We start from the raw sequence: 22992 nt of genomic DNA, 5'->3' as shown, positions 1-22992 counted from the left end.
CTTTTGCCCATTCGCTATATAGACCATGGGAAAAATAAAGCTCAATAACATTCGTATACATGCCAATCATGGCTGTTTGCAAGAAGAGGCCATTATTGGCAGTGATTATCGTGTAGATTTAGTGGTACACGCCGATTTATCCGGTCCCTCGGTCTCTGATAAGCTTTCAGAGACGGTAGATTATGTGCACCTGAACAACATTGTCAAAGAAGAAATGGCTAAAAAGTCATATTTGCTGGAACATGTAGCGCGACGTATTCTTGACCGTATATTTGATGAGTTGCCCACGGTATCGTGTGCTGAAGTGGTCGTATCAAAAATCAACCCTCCATTGGGCGGGGATGTCGAGAGTGTTTCTGTGGTTTTAAAACTTGAGAGAAGCTAGTCGATATTTTTGACAAGCGGAAAAAGAATGATAACTTTGCGGTATTAAAATGGCATCGTGGCCGAGTGGCTAGGCACAGCTCTGCAAAAGCTTGTACAGCGGTTCGAATCCGCTCGATGCCTCTAAAAAAACCTCCCGAACTGGGAGGTTTTTTTATTCCCCAATATTTTCAATGCGTTCAATGCCCTCTTGAATATCAAACTTGTCTTTTGGCAGAAAACCCTTTATTATCAAAACCAGGCCACAGGCCATCAATACAACGCCCAGTATTTTTTTTACCAGTCGCACCTTGTTCAGGGTAAGTTTTCGCTTCAATTGTTTGGCCAATAATATCTTAAGCATATCGACCAAAAAATAGGTAGCCAACATAGTACCAAAGAACACCAATATCCTGTCAGGTTCATTGTTAAGTGTGGGGCCCACTATGATCAATACGCCCAACCAGAATATCAAAACGCCAATATTTATGAAATTGAGCAGAAAACCTTTTACGATAAGGCTGATGAAAGTGCCCTTGCTTATCTTGACCTCTGGTTTTTTGACTTCCTTCTTAATAAACACCACAAGGCCATAGACCAATAAAATGGTTCCTCCAAAAACATAGAGACCTGGTTGGTTGCCCAGATTTTCAAGCAATTGAAAACTAGTGAAATACGCTATGAAAAGAAAAAGAATATCGGCTACAATGACCCCGATATTGAAACAGATACCCGCTCGAAAACCTTTGGTGGCACTGGTTTCGAGTAAAACAAAGAAGACGGGGCCGATCATAAAACTCAATAGTAAACCGAGTGGTATGGCTGCTTGTACGTCTTCTACCATTTTTGTTGCCTATTTAATCTACACGTTCGATTTTTCCGCCAAAAACCGTCTTTTCGTCCATTTTGGCCGGGTCACCATACACCTTCACCAAGCCACCTGCCTTTACATTTGCCCCTACATAATCGGTGGCATACACATGGGCCTTGCCACCTGCATTTACTTGTATGGTGGTGAACGATGTCTTGAATTGTTTGCCATCGTAGGTTCCGCCGGTGTTGATAACCACATCTTGCGTCTTTGCGAAGCCAGTTGCAACGATGTCTCCTCCGGTAACTGCCTTTACCAATAACTGTTCGGTCTGGCATTTGATCTCGAGCTTTCCGTTTTCTTGCGCCCGAAGGTCCAATAAATCTTGTACGATAACATCTTTTGAAACAATCTTGGCATCTTCGTTCACATCGATTGTCTTCAATTCACCGGTGTAATACAAATCAATAAAAGTGCGGTAGCCACTGAATATCTTATCGATTTCCATACGTAGCTTCAACACCCCCGAATTGTTGACAATGGCCACTTTATGGGTATTGGCGCCAGAAATGACCGCTTTGTTGGTAGTTGACTTGATTAGATTGATGGATAGGCCATCGAAGGCCTTCACCTCGTGAAAAGCCCCCAATTCTTTGGTTATCTTTCCATCTTGGGCGAATAGGGTGATGGAAAAGAAGAAAAACATGCTGTTCAATAGAACCGCTTTCATCATACTGGGGTTTCAGACATCATTCTTTTTTCCCGATAAGGGAAAAATCCAAATGTCTTTTGATCAAATCGGTATCTTTTACCATTACGTAGACCTCGTCACCTAATTGGTAAGTTTTACCTGTTCTTTCGCCGATAATGGCGTACTCTCTCTCATCAAAGGTATAATAATCATCTTTGATGTCGCGAATGCGCACCATGCCCTCACATTTATTTTCGATAATCTCTACATAGATGCCCCACTCGGTTACCCCCGATATAACACCCAAGAACTCTTGCCCACGGTGCTTTTCCATAAACTTGATCTGCATGTACTTTATGGAATCGCGTTCGGCACTGCTCGCCAATAGTTCCATTTCTGAAGAGTGCCTGCACTTTTCTTCATAGGGCCCTTCTTGTGGTGATTTTCCCCCATCCAAATAATGTTGCAGTAAGCGGTGCACCATTACATCGGGATAGCGTCTGATCGGCGAGGTGAAATGGGTATAGTAATCAAATGCCAGGCCATAGTGCCCAATATTGTCGGTTGTGTAGATGGCCTTGCTCATACTGCGTATTGCCAAGGTGTCTACCAAATTCTGTTCTTTTTTGCCCTTTACATCCTCTAAGAGCTTGTTTAGAGAGGCGCTGATGGACTTTTTATCCTTGAGGTTGATTTGGTGTCCGAATTTTGAAATAACCCCGTTCAGGGCCATTAATTTTTCTTCGTTTGGTTCATCGTGCACCCTATATACAAACGTTTTCTTGGGTTTTTGTTTCCCGATGAACTCGGCTACTTTTCTGTTGGCCAACAGCATAAATTCTTCAATGAGTTTGTTGGCCTCTTTTGCTTCCTTGAAATAAACACTTTCAGGTTCATTGTCCTTGTCCAAATTGAACCTTACCTCTATCTTATCGAAAGAAATGGCGCCCTTTTCCATTCGGCGCTCACGCATGGTCTCAGCTAGGCTGTTCAAGGTGAGAATGGCTTCCACAACTTCATTTGAAACCTTGTAGGATCTGTTTCGTATGGATATTTCCTTTGGGATGCACGGTTGTTTGGTCTCAATAATATGCTGCGCTTCTTCATAGGCAAAGCGTTCGTTTGAGTTGATGACCGTTCTACCGAACCACTGCTTTTGTACCCGGGCCTGCCCATCGATTTCAAAAATGGCTGAAAAGGTGTACTTCTCTTCGTTGGGCCGCAGAGAACAGGCATTGTTCGACAATACCTCTGGCAACATCGGTACCACACGGTCTACCAAATAAACAGAAGTTGCCCTTTCGTAGGCTTCATCGTCCAATATTGTTCCGGGCTGTACGTAATGCGACACATCGGCTATATGGATGCCTATTTCATAATGGCCATTTTCCAATTTTTGCACGGACAATGCATCATCAAAATCTTTGGCGTCTTTGGGATCTATGGTAAAGGTCAACACATCGCGCATATCCCTTCTTTTGGCTATTTCCCCTTTTTTGATGGAAGTATCCAGTTTGTTGGCGAATTCTTCCACTTCGTACGGAAATTCATAGGGCAGCCCGTACTCAGCCAAAATAGAGTGTATCTCTGTATGGTGCTCCCCTGGCTTTCCCAGCACTTTTATGACCTCGCCGTACGGTGAATCGGCGTCTTTTGGCCAAGCGCCCAATTTTACCAATACCTTGTCACCATCCTGTGCCTTGTTCAATTTATCGATGGGCACGAACACATCGGTGTACATCTTTGATTCAGTGGGTCTTACAAAGGCAAAGGTCTTGTGTTTTTCAAGTAGGCCCACATAGGTGTCTTTCGTTCTCTTGACGATGCCGACCACCTTGCCTTCCAATTTTTTGCCTTTGCCTTTCTGTTGTACCGCTACTTCTACGATATCGCCGTGGAGTCCCTTGTTCAGTTTATGGTTGGGCACAAAAATATCGTCTTGCAGCTCTTCTACCACCACATAGGCGTTTCCGTTCATGGTAACATCAAGGATGCCCTCGTACACTTTTTTCCCCGAAGACTTCTTTTTGTACTTGCCCCTATCAACCTCAACAATACGTTCTTTGCTTTTTAGTTGTGCGAGCCTACTGATGAGAATATTTCTTCCTGTAGCATCATCTATACCCAAGCGAGCAGCAATTTGTTTGTAGTTGAACCCTTTAGAGGGCTCATCCTCTAGAACCTGAAAGATTCCTTTTGTTATCTCATTTTTGCGTTGGCTGGTCGCCCTTTTCTTCTTTTTCGACATTAACATTCTTTAATTTGGCGAAAAATACGAATAATGAAAGCATTCAAGTAGCAAAAGCTTATCAACAATATATAATAACACTAAAAAGATATTTTTAAATTAAAACTAAAAATGATGTTTATGATGGTCTGTTAGTAGTGACAATAATTTTTCCATATAAAAGTTGCGTTGAACAGCTTTGGATGTTTATGAACATTTTTTCAATTGAATACCTGCTTATTTTACAAACTGTTGTGGATGTAATCAACGATTGTGGAGAACTGTTTTCAACATGTTTTTATTGATAAGAAATTGTTTTTTGATTGTTGATGCCGGTTAAAATCCATTTGATAAAATGTCTTTATCTTTTGATCACTTTTGATTGTTATCCAAATAAAAATGATAAATGGCGTACTTTAGAAAATAATCAAAATATACTTTTCCATTTTTTTAAGGGTTCATCAACAATTTCAGGCAACTACAACTTCTTGTTTTTTAATGCTTTATTGTATTATTAAAAAAACTTTCAACAAAGACCTTTAAAAAGAATCTTACCTTTGTATATATACAAAAAACACTATAAAAATGAGAATAGCAATAGGCAACGATCATGCGGGAACGGACTATAAATTGGCCATTGTGGGCCTATTGAAATCAAAGGGAATCGAAGTCATCAATTATGGAACCGATGACACAGATAGTGTTGACTATCCAGATTTTGTTCATCCCGTTGGCAGTGATGTATCTGAAGGAAAAGTCGATTTTGGGATTGTTATCTGTGGCAGTGGCAACGGCGCAAGTATGACTGTTAACAAGCACCAAAATGTTAGGGGTGCCCTATGCTGGAACAAAGAAATTACCCAACTCGCCCGTGAACACAATGACGCCAATGTATTAAGTCTTCCGGCCCGTTTTATTTCCCTTCCACAAGCCCTTGATATGGTCGAAACTTTTTTAAATACTTCTTTTGAGGGAGGTCGTCATGAGCGTAGGGTTGAAAAAATACCCGTGACAAAATAAACACTGATTATGGCGCACCATCACGGCCACCACCACGTTAAAGGCGACAGTAAAGGAAGGTCCCTTGGTATTTCAATTTTATTGAACCTATTGATAACCGTTGCCCAAGTGATTGGGGGTATCGTTTCGGGTAGTTTGGCCCTTTTGTCCGATGCACTGCATAATTTTAGCGACGTACTGTCGCTGGTCATCAGTTTTGTGGCCAACAAACTGACCAAAAAAAAGGCATCTACCAAAAAAACTTTTGGGTATAAGAGAGCTGAGATCATAGCGGCCTTTATCAACGCCGCTACCTTGGTGGTAGTGGCTATTATCTTGATAATAGAAGCCATTGAGCGGTTACAGCACCCACAGGAAATCGGTTCAGATTTGGTCATTTGGCTCTCAGTTTTGGGTATTTTGGCAAACGGTTTCAGTGTTTGGCTTTTAAGGGGAGATACAGAGAATAACATGAACATGAAATCGGCCTATTTCCATCTTTTGACCGACATGATGGCTTCGGTTGCCGTTTTGGTGGGCGGTATTTTGATGAAATTCTTTGAGGTGTATTGGGTAGATGCACTTCTGACACTGGCCATTGCATTATATCTCATCTATGTGGGCTACGACCTCTTGAAAGAATCGACAAAGGTGTTGATGCTCTTCACCCCAAAATCCATAGTGGTGCAAGAAATTGTCGACGCTATCAACCAAATGCAAGGGATCAAAAACGTACACCACGTTCATATCTGGCAATTGAACGAAGAAGAAATACACCTAGAGGCCCATATTGATTTCGAGCACGATATAAAACTATCTGAATTTGATGTTATTCTCGAGGCCATTGAACAAAAAGTACTGCAAGATTATGGCATCAACCATGTGAATATTCAGCCTGAGTACGGTAAGTGTGATAGCAAGAAAATTATTGTACAAGATTAATGGAAACGGTTTGTCACATAAAAACCTTTGATGCCCTCACCAAAAATGAGTTGTACGGACTTTTACAGTTAAGGTCTGCGGTTTTTGTGGTAGAGCAAGATTGCGTGTACCAAGATATTGATGGCAAAGACCAAAAAGCCTTTCATCTTTTATGCTTTCATGGAGACCAACTTGTTGGCTATACGAGAATATTCAGGCCTGGTGATTATTTTCAACATGCTTCCATTGGCAGGGTAGTAGTTCGTGAAACGGCCCGGAAACATGGGTTGGGAAAGGTAATCATGCTAAGATCGATCGAGTTCATTGAACAGGAATTGAAAGAAAAAGACATAGAACTATCAGCCCAAACATATTTAAAACGTTTTTACAAATCGCTTGGGTTTGAAGCTGTGGGGGAAGATTATTTGGAAGACGGCATACCCCACGTAAAAATGGTGTATCAATCTAAATCTTGATGGGATTTTTATTGGTCAGATTGATGTCTGCCAGCATGGCATCGGTAAACTTGTAGTGCCCTTTGGTGGTGATGATACGAAACCGATTTGAGTTCATTCGGCTCAAGGTATCCAAAAAGAGCCACTTTGTCTTTAATAAACGCGGTTTTTCCGATTTAAGGCTGATATCAAAAAAATATTTTCGACCATTTTTAACCGCCACGATATCGGGCGTTATTTTGGTATCGCTTGCTTTTCTGACATAAGATTTTGGGCGATCGTACCCGTCAAGATCCGCCTTTATGTTCTTGAACCCTATGGCCTCAAGGTGATTGATCGACTTTTCTAAAAACTCCTTGTTTTCCTTTTTATCTAATTTTACCATAACTTATAATATAAAAAAATTGCACAAAAAACCAAATTATATGAGCTGGTTAACAGACAGTTAACACCAAATTTTGACTATACCAACCGCTTTGCCAGCCCATTGTCTTTCAAAAAATCAAGTTTAAGGATTAAGTTTAGCGGTCTTTCTGCCTTGTTCAACTTTGAAAAGTAGAGGTACCCTTCGGTTTTTTCATTGAGTTGGGCTACAGTTGATTTTCCGTGATTTTCGGTAAAATCAGCAAAATTGCTCCGCAACGAATGTTGAGAAAGTCCTTTTTCAACCAGAAGGGAAATCAACTTTTGTCTATTGACCAAAGTGATTTTGCACGAGGTATATAAACCCGCTTCATCTGAGAAAATGGCCGTTGCCAGGGCGTAAAAATCTGTCTTCTTACTTTTGTCAAAAAACCACCCCTGTTTCTGCCCACCATCTTTTACATATAACAGCTCAAAGGCGAAGGTCGGCAGGTCTTCATTGATATAATCCAATTGTGCTTTCTCATCGATAAAATATTCCTTTCCGGTCTTTTTGTTACGAAATATGACATCCACACCCTGTCGCTGTCTTTTCACGTCATGGACACGAATAAAATCATAGTGCCTTAGGTGTTTTTGGTAGCAACCATCAAGTAGTGCCGCAAGTTTTTTCTCTTTTTCGAGATCGGAAAGAAAATGGCTCTTCAACGTCATGTGCCCGGCCCAATTTTTTCTGCAAGTGCCACGCCCACTTTTTCAACAACCCCTACCACAAGGGCATTGCCCATAAAAAAGGCACGTTTAGAATCTGAGATACCCTGCAACTTGGTGTGGTCATCCGGAAACATGTTCAAGCGCTCCAGTTCTATGGGCGTCAACCTTCTCAACCCTCTTTTGGTCTGTACCACATGTTTGAACCGCGAGGGAGCCTTGCCCCCCTCTCCCGTGATGATTGTTCGCGAAGCCTTGTCCAATGCGTCAGGAAAAACCATGCTCCCTTCTGTATAATGGTATTGATGCCCACTTTTACTGGTGCGGAGTTCTTTCTTTGCCCCTTTTAGATAGGCCCAATTCGGTATTTCGGAATCCGGAATGAAAAACTCATCGGGCGCCTCGCCATTTTGAAGTATATCTTTTAACGCCATTTTTGGGCCGCTATAGTCTGGCACCAAGTCTTTTGTGACTATGTTGCCCGAAACACACACACCTGCGTTTTTGAACGGGGATTTTTTTCCGTTCCTGTTAAAGGTCTCCGATAGTGTCGGCAGATCTTCAACAACCACAAATTGGGTCGTACCCCCTTTCTCAAAGCCCACAGGAAATGCCTTAGCAAAAACACCTGCTTCGAGCAACCAATCTTCCTCTTGGGTTCGCGCCAGTTTTTTAAATAAGGAAGAAGACTCATGATAGGCCAAAAAGAACACCCTTCGCCGGCGTTGTGGCATGCCGTAATCGGCGGCATTGAGGACCCGCCATTCAACCGCATAGCCGAGATCTGAAAGACTTTTGAGCATTATGGCAAAATCGCGCCCCCTTTGTGTTGAGGGCGATTTCAGCAACCGATCTACATTTTCCAGAAAAAGATACTTGGGCCTGTTCTTCTTTTCTTTCAGGATGCGATGGATAGACCACCAGAGCACCCCTTTTTTTCCGATGAGGCCCTTTGAATTCTTTAAAGTGGTCGCCACTGAATAATCTTGGCACGGAAACCCGCCCACCAATAGATCATGATCGGGAATTTCGTCGGTCGGAACCTGCTCTATGTCCTTATTGCTGTGGTTTTCCGATCCGAAGCGCGCTTCGTACACCATAGAGGCATGTTGGGTCTTGGTCGAGGGCTCCCACTGGTTGCTCCAGACCACTTCAAAATGCCCCGTGGCCTCCAGACCTAGGCGAAATCCGCCGACCCCGGCGAACAGTTCACAGACTTTTAGTTTTGGCATGGGATAAAAGTAGTGAAAGTGCGAGAAATTTAAAGTTTATCCGCAATCGTCCACCAACAAATGCTTGATACGCATGGAACGGTGCCCTTGGTCGTTTTTTAATTGATCAATCTTGTTGTGATGTGTTTATTCTCTCCACTGTTTGTCAACCCAATTACTATTTGGCTATTCAGGAAGGGCAACCAAAAACGATCATTTTCCCGCTTACTGAATCCATCTGGCCTAGCCAAAGGTCTATTGCAAGATTGAACGGTATCGATTGCTATCCTTTAAAACTTCCACCGCCCCCAAGATGGCCTCGTCGTTAATCAGATGGTAATCGTAAAGTCCTTGCCTATAGAAGTAGCGTTTGATGATCTCATCCGTCAACTTTTTCTCGATTTCTTTCCGGTAGGTGTCGAGCGCGGCCCTTTTTCCACGATTGATGGCGAGTAGAAGCTCTTTGTACTTCGACTGTACCTCTTGGCCCAACAGATCACTATCGTTGTTAAGGGCCTCTTCGAGCAGTTTCTCGCTCTCTGTACGGTAGGTGAAGTTTTTTGAAAGGGCAAAATCCTTAAAGTCTTCATACTGGGCATCTGTGAACTTGAAATCACGTACACTGCCGTAATTGTTGCTATAGTGGAAATCAGTGGCAAAATCAAAAATGATATTTTCTTTCACCAGTGCGTCAATAAGGGCATTTGATTGCAGGGATGCTATTTCTATGTCGGGCATGACGCCACCCCCGTCTTGGACGGTACGGCCATTTCTGGTCTTAAAAGTGTTGAACTGGGTGTTGCGAACAGCATTGCCCTCTTCATCACGATTCCAGTAGTCAAGTGACTGGATGCAGCGGCCCGATGGCGTGTAATATCGAGAGATGGTAACCTTCAATTGGGTACCATAGGTCAATTTCAGAGGGCGCTGCACGAGGCCCTTACCAAAACTGCGCGCACCAATGACCACGGCCCGATCTAAGTCTTGAAGACCACCCGAGACAATTTCACTGGCTGAGGCACTACCACCATCGATCAATATCACCAAAGGAATATCAAGGTCTTCAGGCTTGTTCTTGGTCTTGTACTCTTGGTTGAACTTTTTGACCTTTGATTTGGTGGTGACAATAAGTTCTCCTTTTTCCACAAAAATATTGGTGACATTGATGGCCTCGGAAAGCAGTCCGCCAGGGTTGCCCCTTAGATCAAGAACCAGCCGTTCGGCACCCTTGCCCTTTAGGTCTTGCAGTGCCGATTTTGTTTGGCTCGAAGCTTTTCTATTGAATTTTGAAAGAACGATATAACCGGTTTTTTCGTCTATCATTCCGTAGTAGGGCACCGCATCTACCTCCACGGCCTCGCGTGTAAGGGTGGCCGTCTTTATCTGCCCTTGGCGCTTGTATGTGATGGTAACGCTTGTATTGTTGGCGCCTTTCAATAATTCAGTGGCATTGTCATCGAAATCGGCCACTTCGATATCCCCAATCTTTATAATTTCGTCACCAGCCTTTAGGCCGGCCTTGTCTGCGGGGTAGTCCTTGTAGGGCTCTATTACCAACAACCTGTCTTCATAAGACCGCACCAGCGCCCCAATGCCCGAGTACTCGCCGGCATTGTTTATTTTGTAGGCTTCAACATCTTGTTCGTTCAAGAAACGGGTATAGGGGTCCAACTCTTCCAGCATGTTTTTAATGGCCGAGTCCATCAGTTCTGCCGGATTGGTTTCGTCGACGTAGTTCATGTTCAGTTCTTTGAAGAGCGTGGTGAAGATCTCAATCTGCTTGGCAATCTCGAAAAAGTCACTTTTAAAGCTGCTTCCGGCCACGAAAATGACCAAGGCCAATACCGGAACGACGATTTTTTTATGGATTCTTTTCATGGAATTCTTTTTTTAGGAAGGATTTCAAAAGGCTTTTCATCTGCCCATCGACCTGTTTGAAATCTGGTAAATCCTTTCCAAGATATAAAAAGACGAACGCAAAATTTCCCTCAATGTTGTTAAAAATAAGATGTTTGTTCAAGCGATATGCCTCTCGGAGAAGCCTTTTGATACGATTGCGGTGAACAGCCTTTTTAAAGGCCCTTTTTGGGGCCACAAATGCGGCTTTTACCGGCACGTTATCACGAAATTGTACGTCGGCGTAAACGAGTTTTAAGGGAAAGGCCTTTAGCTGTTTTCCTTCTACAAAAACCCGTTCAAAGTGTTTTTTGCCAGTTAGGCGTTCTTTCTTGGGAAAGGAAAAGTCCATTTATAAATGTAAAGAATCCGTTCGAGAACCGATGACCCCGAACGGATTCTGTAAAGGGTAAACAGTATTATTCTTTCTGCCAGGTGTTGTTGGCACGGTCAATATCGGCCATGAGCATCGAAGGGTCTATGACAACGGCTTCGATTTCATTTATCGGCCTATCGATGGTAAATTCATAACTGGGGAAGGCCCAGGCCCAATCGTCAAGAACAGTGCGGTTCAACTGGCTGTACGGATTTTCCTTTTCGCCGCGCATCATCCTGAGGGGCACGTAATAGGTTTCTTGGTTGCCCTGTGAATCGACCAATAAAATATCCAGCGGCATTGGCATCAGCCCGATACGCTCCATAACCACCTTGGTCTTGTCGCCCTCGGCCACCACCTCTTTGATGCCGTAGTCGATGGTGTTGGTGGTTTGGGTCCAATCCGTTAAATACCAGTCGAGCTCCATGTCCGTGACTTTTTCGGCCGTTCGAATGAAATCGTTGGGCGTGGGATGTTTGAACTTGAAATCGTCATAATACTTTCTGAGCGTCTGCATGAGCTTATCCTGCCCGATTACATACCCCAATTGTGCCAAAAAGATAGAGCCCTTGCTGTAGGCAGATACGCCATAGGCAAAGTTTAGGTCGTACCGATCGGCATGGGTGGTCTGCGGTTGTTCTTTGCCAGAATTGACCAAGGCAAAGTAGCCCTTGTACGATCCTTCAAAAGGATTTTGCTTCCCCTGTTCCATGATCTCGTTCATGCAAAGACTGCTGATAAAAGAGGTGAAGCCCTCGTCCATCCAGGCATGTTTTGATTCGTTGGTGGCCAAAACGTGCTGAAACCACGAATGGGCAAGCTCGTGCACCATCACACCGACAAGGCTGCCAAAACTTCTTTCCCCGGTGATAAAGGTGCTCATCGCATATTCCATGCCACCATCACCCCCTTGTACAACTGAGTACTGTTGGTAGGGGTAAGGCCCGATATTTTTGTTGAAGAACTCCATGGCCTCGGCAGTTTTGGGCTGAAGGTTTTTCCAGTTCTCCGCTATTTCAGGTTTGTCTTTATAGAAAAAATGCAGGGTGGTGCCGTTTTCCATATGCAGTGTTTCGTGAATGTATTCAGGATCTGCCCCCCACATAAAATCGTGAACCATTGGTGCCTTGAAATGCCAAGTGAGTGTTTTGCCCTTGTGCTTGACCTTGGTGCCCGGTGCCTCATAGCCGTGACCGATTTCTTGTGGATTTTGCAAATATCCGGTGCCTCCGATGGTATATTCTTTGTCGATGGTGATCTTCACATCATAATCGCCCCAAACCCCATGAAATTCTCTAGCGATATAGGGGTTGGGGTGCCAACCCTCGAAATCGTATTCCGATATTTTTGGGTACCATTGGCTCATTGACAAGGCCACGCCCTCTTTGCTGTTGCGGCCCGAACGGCGAATTTGCAATGGCACTTGCCCTTCGAACTCCATATCGAACACGGTTTTTTGGCCAGGTAGAATGGGCTTGTCGAGGTACACCACCAAAATAGTGCCCTCTTCGACAAATTTGACCGGTTGCCCGTCGTGTTTCAAAGTCTTTACATGCAAATGGCCCATTTCATCTTCAGTCAAGGAGGCTATTCTGCTCTTGCCATCCTCCATCATTCTTCCGTCGGGGTCTTTTATGGTTTGCAACCGAACATCCATCTCGCTTCCGGGCTGAAAAGCGTTGAAATAGAGATGGTAGTAGACCCTGTTCAAGGTGTCGGGCGAATTGTTGGTATAAGTCAATTTTTGAGCACCCTTGTACTGAAAGGTTTTGACATCCATCTCAACATCCATCAAATAATCGGCCCTTTGTTGCCAATAGCAATGGTTGCCCTGTGCCATGATGTTCAATGACACGGTAAGAAACAGTAAAAATAATGCGCGGTACTTCATAGGTTATTCTGCGTTAAAATCAAGCGTTTTTTTTCCTTTGGAAATGCTTTCGGCCAAAATCAATGCATTGTAGGCGTTGACCATTTTTCCGGATTTAGAGATGTTATCAAAGGTAGTGGCCTTTTCGGGGTCGCCCGAAACGATAACGGAGGCCTTTGACGACAGCCCCGACTGCATGATGATTTCTTTCACTTGTTTGGCCGTCAATTTTGGATAATATGAGCGAATCAACGCCGCGATGCCAGCCACTGCCGGAGCGGCCATTGAGGTGCCCCCCTGAAAATCATAGTCGTTGTTGGGAAGCGTTGAATAGATATCGTCACCAGGGGCAAAAATATCCACATTCTGTTTTCCATAGTTCGAAAACACGGCCACCATACCCGAACCATAATCGCTTGTCAACGCGCCAACAGTGAGCACATTGTCGGTGAATTCCTCTCCAGAAAACCTATGGTCGTTCGGGTAGTTGGGGTTATTGGGATCATCGAGGTTCTCACCATCGTTGCCGGCCGCATGTACGATCAACACATCGTTCTGCGCGGCGTATCGAATGGCATCATATACCCATTCAGGGTTGGGCGAAAATGACTTTCCGAAGCTACAATTAATGATCTTGGCACCATTGTCGACGGCATATCGGATACCCAAGGCGATGTCTTTGTCGTATTCGTCGCCGTTTGGCACTGCCCGTATGGCCATGATCTTGACGTTGTTGGCGACACCGTCGACGCCTTTCCCATTGTTTCTTTCAGCGGCAATGATACCAGCCACATGGGTTCCATGGCTTTCATCTTTGACCCTATTGTCAGGGTTTCCGTCGCCGTAGGCCGTATCGGCAATGTCGTAGGGGTTGTCACCCACCACTTTGCGGCCGTTGAAGTCTTTGTTCAGGTTGTAGTTGACCCTTTCGGCAAAATAGTTGATGCCCTTCTCCAATTCTTCAAGCACTTCTTCGATGGTGTCGCCGTAATTGTACATTTGGGTCAAGACGGCCACGTGTTGCTGCATCGCATCGGTCTTGGGCTCAATGGCCAGCACGTCCTTTTTGGCATAGGAGTCTTTGCCCAGTTCTTTCTTGACGGCCTCATCGGCATTTTTTACCACTTGCAAAATTTGTTCGTATTGCTGTTTGTTCCGCAATGCTTCCGGATATTCGCTATCAAGTTTTGCCTTTGCCTTTGCCCTTAGGGCGGCATCGCCTAGGTTTAGGCGCAGAATCCGGGCATACTCCAACTGCTCATGGTACGATTCGCCCAAAAAGTTATAACCATGCACATCGTCTATATAGCCATTGCCGTCATCGTCTTTTCCATTACCGGGCCGCTCATCTTTATTGACCCAAAGAACATCGTCAAGGTCTTCATGGTCAAGGTCGATGCCCGAATCGAGTACGGCCACGATTACCGTTTGCCCCTTCTTGTTCTTGATAATATCGGTATAGGCCCGGTCAATGCTCATGCCCGGTATGGTGTCGGTCACCAGGTCTGCATGGCCCCATCGTCGCTTTTCGGCCTCGGTTAGTTCGGCCACTTTTTTAGGAACAGTGTCAATATTTTCCACCGGGGTGGTGACCAATGTAGTGGCCCCACAGCCCCCCATCAAAAAAGAAATCCCTAAAATGGCAAAAGGAAGTTTCAGAAATCTAGTTATCATATAAGTGCAATTTGCTTTGTCAATCGTTAAAAATTTCATCAAAGGTAAATACTTCGTCGAACCTGACCCCTTTTTCGGTGTGCTTGAGGGTGCAAATCTGGTTGTGGGCGTCGTGTTCGAAGAAGAGAAGGTATCCCTCGTCAGCCGCCCTGTTCAAAAAGGCACTCTTTTCGGTCAACGTTTCCAAGGGCCGAACATCGTAGCCCATTACATAGGGCAGGGGAATATGTCCCAAGGTCGGTATAAGGTCTGCGACAAATACCACTGTTTTTCCTTTGTATGAAATATGGGGTAACATTTGCTTTTCGGTGTGTCCATCGACAAATAAAATGCCAAAACCCAGCTCAGACCCTTCCAAAAAGCATTCAGTGGTCGGTGAGATAAAGTTGAGTTGCCCGCTCTCTTGCATGGGCAGCAGGTTCTCTTTTAAAAAAGAGGCTTTCTCACGGGCGTTTGGGTTGGTGGCCCATTGCCAATGGTCTTCATTGGACCAGAAGTGGGCGTTTTTAAAAGCAGGTTCATAGCCCGTGCGGTCTTTGTTCCATTGAATGCCTCCCCCACAATGGTCAAAATGCAAGTGGGTCATGAACACATCGGTAACATCATTGCGGTGAAAGCCATATTTTTTCAAAGAGGCATCCAGCGAGTGGTTGCCCCATAGGTAATAGTAGCTGAAAAATTTTTCAGATTGCTTGTTGCCGAGACCGGTGTCTATAAGGATCAAACGTTCCCCATCTTCAACCAATAGGCAGCGGGCCGCCAGGTCGATCATGTTGTTCGAATCGGCAGGGTTGGTACGGTTCCATATCGACTTGGGCACCACACCGAACATGGCGCCACCATCCAATTTAAAATTTCCTGTCTCTATGGGGTATAGTCTCATTTAACGGGAAAAGGGTGCGCAAAATAAGAAAAGAGGAGTGTAATTGGCTTAAGAACACCCTTTTATTATTGGTATTTTAACAATTTTCATCGATCCCCTGCTTTTGACACCCTCGGCATTGGTGCCGGTAGTCAAAACACTGAACATGCAGTACTAAAGGCAAAAAATTGGGGTTCAAAAGAAAAACAGTAAATTTCAAAAAAATAACCACCATGATCGAACTGGCCGGCATCGTCATTCTCGGAATCATTGCCCAATGGGTGGCTTGGCGACTGAAGCTCCCTGCTATTTTACCATTGATATTGATAGGGCTGTTGGTAGGCCCCATTTCAACACTTTATACAGATGACGGCAGTAAGTTGATCGAACCCATCTGGAATGGTGAAAAAGGGCTTTTTCCAGGCGACGGACTGTATCATTTTGTGTCACTGGCCATAAGCATCATTTTATTCGAGGGAGGGTTGACCCTAAAGCGGTCGGAGATTCGCAACTTAGGGCCCGTTATCACGAAACTTATTACAGTTGGTACGTTGGTTACCTTTTTTGGGGCAGGCTTGGCCGCCTATTATATTTTTGACCTGTCTTGGCAAATGTCCTTCTTGTTCTCGGCACTGATCATTGTAACTGGCCCGACCGTCATTACGCCCATATTGAGAAACATTCCCCTCAAAAAAAATGTGTCAACAGTTTTGAAATGGGAGGGCATTCTCATTGACCCCATTGGTGCCTTGGTGGCCGTTTTGGTTTTTGAGTTCATCAGTGTAGGCGAGGGCCAGGCATTTACCAAGACCGCATTGATAGAATTTGGCAAAATTTTGCTTTTTGGCTTCACCTTCGGCTTCACATTTGCCCATGCCCTGGCATTCGCCATCAAAAAGAACTTTATTCCACACTACCTGTTGAACGTTGTCTCATTATCTGTGGTCTTGCTTGTTTTTGTCGAGTCAGATCTTTTTGCCCATGAGTCTGGGCTTTTGGCCGTAGTGGTAATGGGCATGGTAATGGGCAATATGAACCTTCCCAACTTAAAAGAGCTGTTGTATTTCAAAGAATCTTTGAGTGTGTTGCTGATATCGATACTGTTCATTCTCTTGGCGGCCAACATCAACATCAATGATATGCAGTTAATCTTCAATTGGAAAACCGTTTTGTTGTTTGCGGTCATTGTTTTTGTCATTCGGCCTTTGGGCGTTTTCTTGAGCTCAATGAATTCGGACCTCAAATTCAATGAGAAGCTTTTCATAGGTTGGGTGGGCCCAAGGGGTATCGTAGCGGCAGGAATTGCCTCGCTTTTTGGGTCGAAGCTGCTCCAGAGGGGCGAGCCCGGAGCTGAATACATAACGCCATTGGTATTTATGATTGTATTGGGAACGGTACTTTTAAATGCCACTACCGCTCGTCTTTTTGCGCGATTGGTGGGCGTCTTTTTGACAAAATCTGAGGGAATCTTGATTATTGGCGCCTCAAAAGTATCGAGATTGATCGCCAATTACTTGAAAAACAACGGCCGCCACGTGGTACTGATCGACAACAATCCCACCAATATTGAAAAGGCCAAAAAATTGGGAATCGAGGCTTTTGTTGCGAACATATATTCTGACACGCTTACAGACAACATAGAATTGAACGATGTGGGCTATCTTATGGCATTGACCGCAAACTCTGACATTAATCGTTATGCTATTGAAAACTTAGGGAAACAGTTTGGTGAAAATGGGGCGTTTAGGCTCATGAATCCAGAAGAGATGTCTGACCCCGAGAACAACCCAGAAGAAGGCCTATTCTCTCACACAGCTGATTTTATCAACTTAATGGAGGTTGCGAGAAAATACCCGACCATACATGAGATTCAACTTAAGGACAATGAGCACTTTGAGGGCCTAATAGAAATGAGTAAGGCCGACGAAAATATTATTCCCCTGTTCTTAAAAAACACCAATGGTGACATTAAAATAATTTCGGCCTATGTCACCGAATTAGAAGACATTAAACCCGGATATATACTGGTTTACTTGGGGAAAAGATTTGAATTAAAGGATAAAAATGATTCGGGTTCAACAAATTAATCATTTAGTTTCAGAACGGCCATAAAGGCTTGCTGTGGAATTTCGACATTGCCCACTTGCCGCATACGTTTCTTTCCTTTCTTCTGCTTTTCGAGCAGTTTTCGCTTTCGTGAAATGTCGCCCCCGTAACATTTTGCGGTCACATCTTTTCTCAGTGCCTTGATGGTTTCCCTGGCGATGATCTTTGAGCCGATCGCCGCTTGGATCGGAATGTCGAACTGCTGCCGCGGAATGAGCTCTTTCAACTTTTCGCACATTTTTTTGCCAATGTGGTAGGCATTGTCAAAATGCACCAGTGCCGAAAGGGCATCCACTGGCTGGGCGTTCAATAGAATATCTACCCTTACCAGTTTTGAGACCCGCATCCCGATAGGGGTATAATCGAAAGAGGCATAACCCTTTGAAACCGTTTTCAACCGATCATAGAAATCAAAAACAATTTCGGCCAAGGGCATATCAAAGGTCAACTCCACACGTTCGGTGGTTAGGTACGTCTGGTTGGTAATCTGCCCCCTTTTTTCAATACAGAGCGACATAACGTTACCCACAAAATCTGACTTGGTAATGATGGTCGCCTTAATATAGGGTTCTTCTACCCGGTCAAGGGTAGAGGGGTCGGGCAGGTCCGAAGGGTTGTTGACAATAACCGGTTTTTCTGGCTCTTTGGTGGTAAAGGCATGATAGCTAACGTTGGGAACGGTGGTTATGACCGTCATATCAAATTCGCGCTCCAGCCGTTCCTGTATGATTTCCATGTGCAACATACCAAGAAAACCGCACCGGAAACCAAAACCAAGGGCCGCACTGCTCTCAGGCGTAAATACCAAAGAGGCATCATTGAGCTGTAATTTTTCCATAGAAGAACGCAGTTCTTCAAAATCTTCGGTATCTACGGGATAGATTCCGGCAAATACCATGGGCTTTACATCTTCGAATCCAGCAATTGCCTCTTTTGCGGGATTTTCTGAGTACGTGATCGTATCGCCCACCTTTACCTCACGGGCATCTTTGATGCCGGTGATCAGATAGCCCACATCACCGGTTGAAATTTTGTCCTTTGGGTTTTGGGTGAGCTTCAAAGTACCGATCTCATCGGCAAAATAGCTTTTGCCTGTGGCCATAAACTTGATTTTTTGCCCTTTTTTGATTTCACCGTTGACAATACGGAAATAGGTTTCAACCCCCCTAAAGGGATTATAGACAGAATCAAAGACCAAGGCCTGCAAGGGTGCTTTAGGATCCCCAGTAGGTGCGGGAACCCGCTCAATGATGGCCGTGAGAATAGCTTCAATTCCGATGCTGGTCTTTGCACTGGCCGGAATCACCTCCTCTGGTTTGCACCCCAGCAAATCAACAATGTCATCTGTCACCTCTTCGGGGTTCGCACTTGGCAGGTCTACCTTGTTCAAAACAGGAATGATTTCAAGGTCGTTCTCCAAGGCCAGATATAGATTTGATATGGTCTGGGCTTGAATGCTCTGTGCCGCATCGACCACCAAAAGTGCCCCTTCACAGGCCGCAATTGACCGAGAGACCTCATAAGAAAAATCAACGTGGCCCGGAGTATCGATAAGGTTCAACACATATGTTTGGCCCTCATGAACATACTCCATTTGAATGGCGTGGCTTTTAATGGTAATGCCCCGCTCGCGCTCAAGGTCCATGTTGTCGAGCAGTTGCTCTTTTTTTTCACGCTCGGTCACCGAACCGGTAAAGTCCAACAGGCGGTCGGCCAAGGTACTCTTACCATGGTCGATATGGGCAATTATGCAAAAATTTCGAATGTGTTTCATAAATATTCCTCGAAGAAAAGCCAACGTCTTAAATGAGTGCAAATATAGCGCTTTTCAAACCTATCTACTTGGTTTTTGGTGAATATGGGAACTACTCAAAATAATTTCATTAGATTTGAGTGACAACCCAAACTCTGAATGAAACGCTTACGCTTATTGCCACTTTTGGCGGTCTTTGTTTTTTGCAATTTGACGGCTCAGACCCATCAAATTATCGGAAAGGTGGTCAACGAAAGCAACGAACCGATTGGTTTTGCCAATGTGCTGTTGTTGAGCGCCATCGACTCAACCTTTGTAAAAGGCACTTCGGCCGATGAGGGTGGCAGGTTTTTGTTGGATGGAATCGAACCCGACCTATACCTACTTCAGGCGAGTTATGTTGGTAGGGGGTCCAAGCCCTTGCCCCTTGATATAAAATCAGACATTTCGTTGGGGGCGCTTATTTTGCCAAGTGATATCGAAAGTCTTGACGAAGTGGTTGTAACCGCTAGGAGGCCAACATTGGAACGGTTGGCCGATCGATTGGTTTTCAATGTGGAAAACACCGTGGTCTCCCAGGGCAATTCATGGGATATTCTAAAAAGCACCCCAGGGGTCATTGTCAACCAAGAAGAGCTGCAGATTCGCGGACAATCGGCCACCATTTATCTCAATGGCAGAAAGGTTCAGATTTCAGGGCAAGAGGCAAAAGATTTGTTGGAAGGCCTTTCGGGCACCAATATCAAGTCGGTTGAGGTGATTGCCAACCCTCCCGCCAGTTTTGATGCCGAGGGAGGTCCAATTCTCAATATTGTGACCAACAAAAATATTGTGCCCGGCTATAAAGGTAGCGTAACGGGCAATTATACCCAGGCTGTTTTTCCGAAATACAGCGCTGGAATGAGCCACTATTACAAGACCGAAAAGCTCAATGTGTTTGCCAATTACACCTACAATCCCAAAAAGGAGCTTCGAAGAACAAGCAAGGGCATCAATTTTATTGACGATACCGGCCTGCCCTATTCCATTTGGGAAACCAACATCGATGAAATCAAGAGAACCAAGGCCCATAATGCCACAGGGGTGCTCGACTATGAATTTGATGACAAAAACAGCCTAAATTTTACCACGAATGTATTGTTCAATCCAAACCAGGAATGGACAAGCGTACTCGACACCGAGATTGCAAACAGATTGGGCGCAATTGATTCAACATTTAACACCGAGAACACCATAGATGTGGACAACAGTAACTTGGCCTTTGACTTGACCTATGTCCATAAACTGAAAAAACAGGGTGCGCAACTGTCTTTCAACGGACATTTTACGAATTTCAATCAGTCTTTTTCACAAAGAATAGATTCAGATTATTTTGACGACAACGGTGATTTCATAAGAAACTTTGGCTTCACCACGGCATCTGACCAACAGATAAAGATTTTTACTGGGCAGATGGACTATGCCACACCCTTGGGCGCTTCGTCTTTCGAATCGGGGCTAAAGCTCTCATCCATCTCGTCCGAAAGCGCTATAGATTATTTCAATTTCACAGGGAATAGCCAAACCGTCGATGCCTCGTTTTCAGATGATTTTGAGTATGATGAAAAGGTCTATGCAGCTTATTTGAGTTGGGTGAAGAGCTGGGAAAAGTGGTCTCTGAAACTTGGGGTTAGGGGCGAGCTTACAGATGCACAGGGCGTATCGCTTACGCTGAACACCATCAGTGAACAGGATTTTTTTGAACTATTTCCATCGATTTACCTACTGTACTCACCTTCGGAAAAACACAGCTTCGCCTTTGATTATGGGCGGCGGGTCGATCGCCCACGGTATAATGACCTCAACCCGTTCAGAAACTTTAACAACGAAAATGACTTCGAGGAAGGCAATTTAGGACTAAGACCCTACTTTTCGAACAACTTTAACCTCAACTACACCTATGGGGGCAAATTCTTTGTGGACCTTTATTATCGAGACAATGGCCAGTTTATAAATTATCTCGTTTTTCAAGACAACGAAAACCAGACATTGCGGGAATTAAGGCAAAATGTGCTTGAGAGCACCTCATACGGGCTTGACTTTACGTTTAGCAAGAGTATTTTGAACCCATGGTACGTATATGCCTACGTCTCTATCTTTCATGAAAATGAAACCTTTCTGGCCGTTGAGAGCAACAATCAAGAGTTTAGAAACGAGTTGAATGGCATTTATGCCTATTGGGCCAATTACCTTACCCTGTCGAAAGATGGTTCTCTGACGGGCGAAGCCACCCTAACCTACATTTCCAATTTTCTATATGGCTCATACATATCCGATGAGCAACTGAATCTCACTTTGGGCCTGCGCAAGACCCTTTGGAACAACCGTGCGGTAGTTTCACTTGCCGCCGAGGACGTGTTGCGCACTTATGTGCCCACCTATACCTCAAGGTATTTGAACCAAGACAACTTTTACCGTCGTAGGCCAGAAACCCAATTCATCCGCCTTGGGTTTACCTATAATTTTGGGAACTTCAGACTGGAAGACAACCAACGGGGCATCGATAAGAAAGAACGCGACCGTCTAAATGGCGATTAAATTCCGATTAGTCTTGCCACTCTGCGATGAACAAATTGGTGTCTCGCGTTCCGCCATTGTTTCGGTTACTTGAAAAGGCCAGATATTTTCCGTTGTTCGAGAAGACAGGAAAGGCATCAAAGGTCTCACCGTGGGTAATCCGCTCTAAATTCTTGCCATCGATATCGATCATATATAGGTTGAACGGAAAGCCGCGTTCTGCCTCAAAATTGCTCGAAAAGATAATTTTCTCCCCAGATGGGTGAAAGAAAGGGCACCAGTTGGCATTTCCCAAAAAGGTCAATTGCCTCAGGTCAGAGCCATCGGCATTGCATATAAAAAGCTCCATTTCGGTGGGCTGTACCAACCCTTGGGCCAATAATTCTTTGTATTCTTTGATTTCTTCCTCGGTCTTTGGTCGTGAAGCTCTAAAAATCAACTTGGTGCCATCGGGTGAGAAAAAGGCACCGCCATCGTAACCCAGTTCGTCGGTTATCTGTTTCACATTAGAACCGTCAATGTCCATTGTGTAGAGCTCAAGGTCGCCACTTCGGTCAGAGGTAAAGACAATCTTGTCGCCTTTTGGCGACACGGTAGCTTCGGCATCGTAGCCGGGCTCATCTGTCAGTTGCTTGACAATGTTGCCATCAAGATCTGCCACAAAAATGTCAAAAGAGTCGTAAACGGGCCAGACATATTTGCCGTTCTTGCGCAAGGGCACCTCAGGACATTCTTTGTCTGCCAAGTGGGTAGATCCGTAAAGAATGTGTTTATTGTCGGGCATGAAATAAGAGCAGGTGGTTCGCCCCATGCCCGTGCTTACCATCGGCGGACGAACACCATCAAAGGTATCGTTTCGGTTCATGGTAAAAATTTGGTCGCATCCCACGCCCCAATCGGTAAAGTTTGATTGAAACACCAGCATTTCATCGTCAAAGCTCCAGTAGGCCTCTGCATTATCACCCCCAAATGTCACTTGCCTTAGGCTCTTAAAATGTTTTTCTTCAGCATAGACCAAGGGGATACTGTCTTGTTGTGTTTCTTGGGGATTGTTGGCCACTTCCGCTTTCTTCTGTTGCTTGCAGGCCATAAAAACAAATACGAGGGGAATGATGGTCAGTCGGTACATAAAGATTCCTAATTTTGC

At 44.6% G+C, this 22992-nt stretch carries 19 protein-coding genes and 1 tRNA gene; 7 read left to right on the top strand and 13 right to left on the bottom strand.

Annotated features, from left to right (window positions below; all coding sequences use genetic code 11):
• The first annotated feature begins 25 nt into the window (after nt 1–25).
• Both folB and VC82_RS06550 read left to right on the top strand, forming a co-directional pair.
• On the top strand, nt 26–385 hold the full coding sequence (gene folB / locus VC82_RS06555) for a dihydroneopterin aldolase (protein WP_045801663.1): 360 nt from the start codon (nt 26–28) through the stop codon (nt 383–385).
• A gap of 51 nt (nt 386–436) precedes the next feature.
• Nucleotides 437–507 (top strand) — tRNA-Cys (locus VC82_RS06550).
• Between the two features lie 31 nt (nt 508–538).
• Here the strand turns inward: VC82_RS06550 and VC82_RS06545 are convergent.
• The 3 genes from VC82_RS06545 to rnr are packed head-to-tail and all read right to left on the bottom strand — an operon-like array spanning nt 539 to nt 4113.
• Nucleotides 539–1207 carry a LysE family translocator gene (locus VC82_RS06545; protein WP_045801662.1) on the bottom strand — a complete coding sequence of 223 codons (669 nt, stop codon included), beginning with the start codon at nt 1205–1207 and terminating at the stop codon, nt 539–541.
• 13 nt (nt 1208–1220) lie between these two features.
• A complete protein-coding gene (locus VC82_RS06540) occupies nt 1221–1907 on the bottom strand; it encodes a head GIN domain-containing protein (RefSeq protein ID WP_313777714.1) in 687 nt (228 codons plus the stop codon).
• 16 nt (nt 1908–1923) lie between these two features.
• Complete coding sequence (gene rnr / locus VC82_RS06535; protein ID WP_045801661.1) at nt 1924–4113, bottom strand: ribonuclease R; 2190 nt, start codon at nt 4111–4113, stop codon at nt 1924–1926.
• A gap of 564 nt (nt 4114–4677) precedes the next feature.
• Here rnr and rpiB point away from each other — a divergent pair.
• The 3 genes from rpiB to VC82_RS06520 are packed head-to-tail and all read left to right on the top strand — an operon-like array spanning nt 4678 to nt 6488.
• Nucleotides 4678–5112 carry a ribose 5-phosphate isomerase B gene (rpiB, locus tag VC82_RS06530; RefSeq protein ID WP_045801660.1) on the top strand — a complete coding sequence of 145 codons (435 nt, stop codon included), beginning with the start codon at nt 4678–4680 and terminating at the stop codon, nt 5110–5112.
• Nucleotides 5113–5121: 9 nt separating this feature from the next.
• The gene (locus VC82_RS06525; RefSeq protein WP_045801659.1) at nt 5122–6033 is read left to right on the top strand and encodes a cation diffusion facilitator family transporter; all 912 of its coding nucleotides are present in this window, start codon (nt 5122–5124) and stop codon (nt 6031–6033) included.
• On the top strand, nt 6033–6488 hold the full coding sequence (locus tag VC82_RS06520) for a GNAT family N-acetyltransferase (protein WP_045801658.1): 456 nt from the start codon (nt 6033–6035) through the stop codon (nt 6486–6488). The genes VC82_RS06525 and VC82_RS06520 overlap by 1 nt, the downstream gene beginning before the upstream one ends.
• Here VC82_RS06520 and VC82_RS06515 read toward each other — a convergent pair.
• From VC82_RS06515 to VC82_RS06480, 8 genes are all read right to left on the bottom strand, one after another.
• The gene (locus VC82_RS06515; RefSeq protein WP_045801657.1) at nt 6478–6852 is read right to left on the bottom strand and encodes a hypothetical protein; all 375 of its coding nucleotides are present in this window, start codon (nt 6850–6852) and stop codon (nt 6478–6480) included. The genes VC82_RS06520 and VC82_RS06515 overlap by 11 nt on opposite strands.
• 77 nt (nt 6853–6929) lie before the next feature.
• The gene (locus tag VC82_RS06510; RefSeq protein ID WP_045801656.1) at nt 6930–7544 is read right to left on the bottom strand and encodes a hypothetical protein; all 615 of its coding nucleotides are present in this window, start codon (nt 7542–7544) and stop codon (nt 6930–6932) included.
• On the bottom strand, nt 7541–8773 hold the full coding sequence (gene dcm / locus VC82_RS06505) for a DNA (cytosine-5-)-methyltransferase (protein ID WP_045801655.1): 1233 nt from the start codon (nt 8771–8773) through the stop codon (nt 7541–7543). The genes VC82_RS06510 and dcm overlap by 4 nt, the downstream gene beginning before the upstream one ends.
• A gap of 234 nt (nt 8774–9007) precedes the next feature.
• Nucleotides 9008–10630 carry a S41 family peptidase gene (locus VC82_RS06500; RefSeq protein WP_045801654.1) on the bottom strand — a complete coding sequence of 541 codons (1623 nt, stop codon included), beginning with the start codon at nt 10628–10630 and terminating at the stop codon, nt 9008–9010.
• Nucleotides 10614–11000: a ribonuclease P protein component gene (rnpA, locus tag VC82_RS06495; protein ID WP_045801653.1), complete on the bottom strand. Its 387-nt coding sequence runs from the start codon at nt 10998–11000 to the stop codon at nt 10614–10616. The genes VC82_RS06500 and rnpA overlap by 17 nt, the downstream gene beginning before the upstream one ends.
• 67 nt (nt 11001–11067) lie before the next feature.
• Nucleotides 11068–12915 (bottom strand): M1 family metallopeptidase, encoded by a 1848-nt coding sequence (locus VC82_RS06490; protein ID WP_045801652.1) that lies wholly within the window; start codon nt 12913–12915, stop codon nt 11068–11070.
• A gap of 3 nt (nt 12916–12918) precedes the next feature.
• On the bottom strand, nt 12919–14568 hold the full coding sequence (locus VC82_RS06485) for a S8 family peptidase (protein WP_045801651.1): 1650 nt from the start codon (nt 14566–14568) through the stop codon (nt 12919–12921).
• Between the two features lie 19 nt (nt 14569–14587).
• Nucleotides 14588–15451, bottom strand: a complete 864-nt coding sequence (locus VC82_RS06480) for an MBL fold metallo-hydrolase (RefSeq protein WP_045801650.1) — start codon at nt 15449–15451, stop codon at nt 14588–14590.
• Between the two features lie 212 nt (nt 15452–15663).
• Between VC82_RS06480 and VC82_RS06475 the strand changes: the two genes are divergently transcribed.
• Nucleotides 15664–17517 carry a cation:proton antiporter gene (locus VC82_RS06475; RefSeq protein WP_045801649.1) on the top strand — a complete coding sequence of 618 codons (1854 nt, stop codon included), beginning with the start codon at nt 15664–15666 and terminating at the stop codon, nt 17515–17517.
• Here VC82_RS06475 and lepA read toward each other — a convergent pair.
• Nucleotides 17514–19310, bottom strand: a complete 1797-nt coding sequence (gene lepA, locus VC82_RS06470; RefSeq protein WP_045801648.1) for a translation elongation factor 4 — start codon at nt 19308–19310, stop codon at nt 17514–17516. The genes VC82_RS06475 and lepA overlap by 4 nt on opposite strands.
• A 138-nt stretch (nt 19311–19448) precedes the next feature.
• Between lepA and VC82_RS06465 the strand changes: the two genes are divergently transcribed.
• Nucleotides 19449–21866, top strand: a complete 2418-nt coding sequence (locus VC82_RS06465; protein ID WP_045801647.1) for an outer membrane beta-barrel family protein — start codon at nt 19449–19451, stop codon at nt 21864–21866.
• A gap of 7 nt (nt 21867–21873) precedes the next feature.
• On the opposite strand, the gene VC82_RS06460 is transcribed toward VC82_RS06465, so the two are convergent.
• A complete protein-coding gene (locus tag VC82_RS06460; protein WP_045801646.1) occupies nt 21874–22974 on the bottom strand; it encodes a TolB family protein in 1101 nt (366 codons plus the stop codon).
• Nucleotides 22975–22992 lie beyond the last annotated feature (18 nt).

This window comes from Flagellimonas lutaonensis, assembly GCF_000963865.1.
GTDB classification, from domain to species: domain Bacteria; phylum Bacteroidota; class Bacteroidia; order Flavobacteriales; family Flavobacteriaceae; genus Flagellimonas_A; species Flagellimonas_A lutaonensis.
Note: the sequence above shows the minus strand (reverse complement) of the source record. Positions and strands in the feature narration are given on the sequence as shown.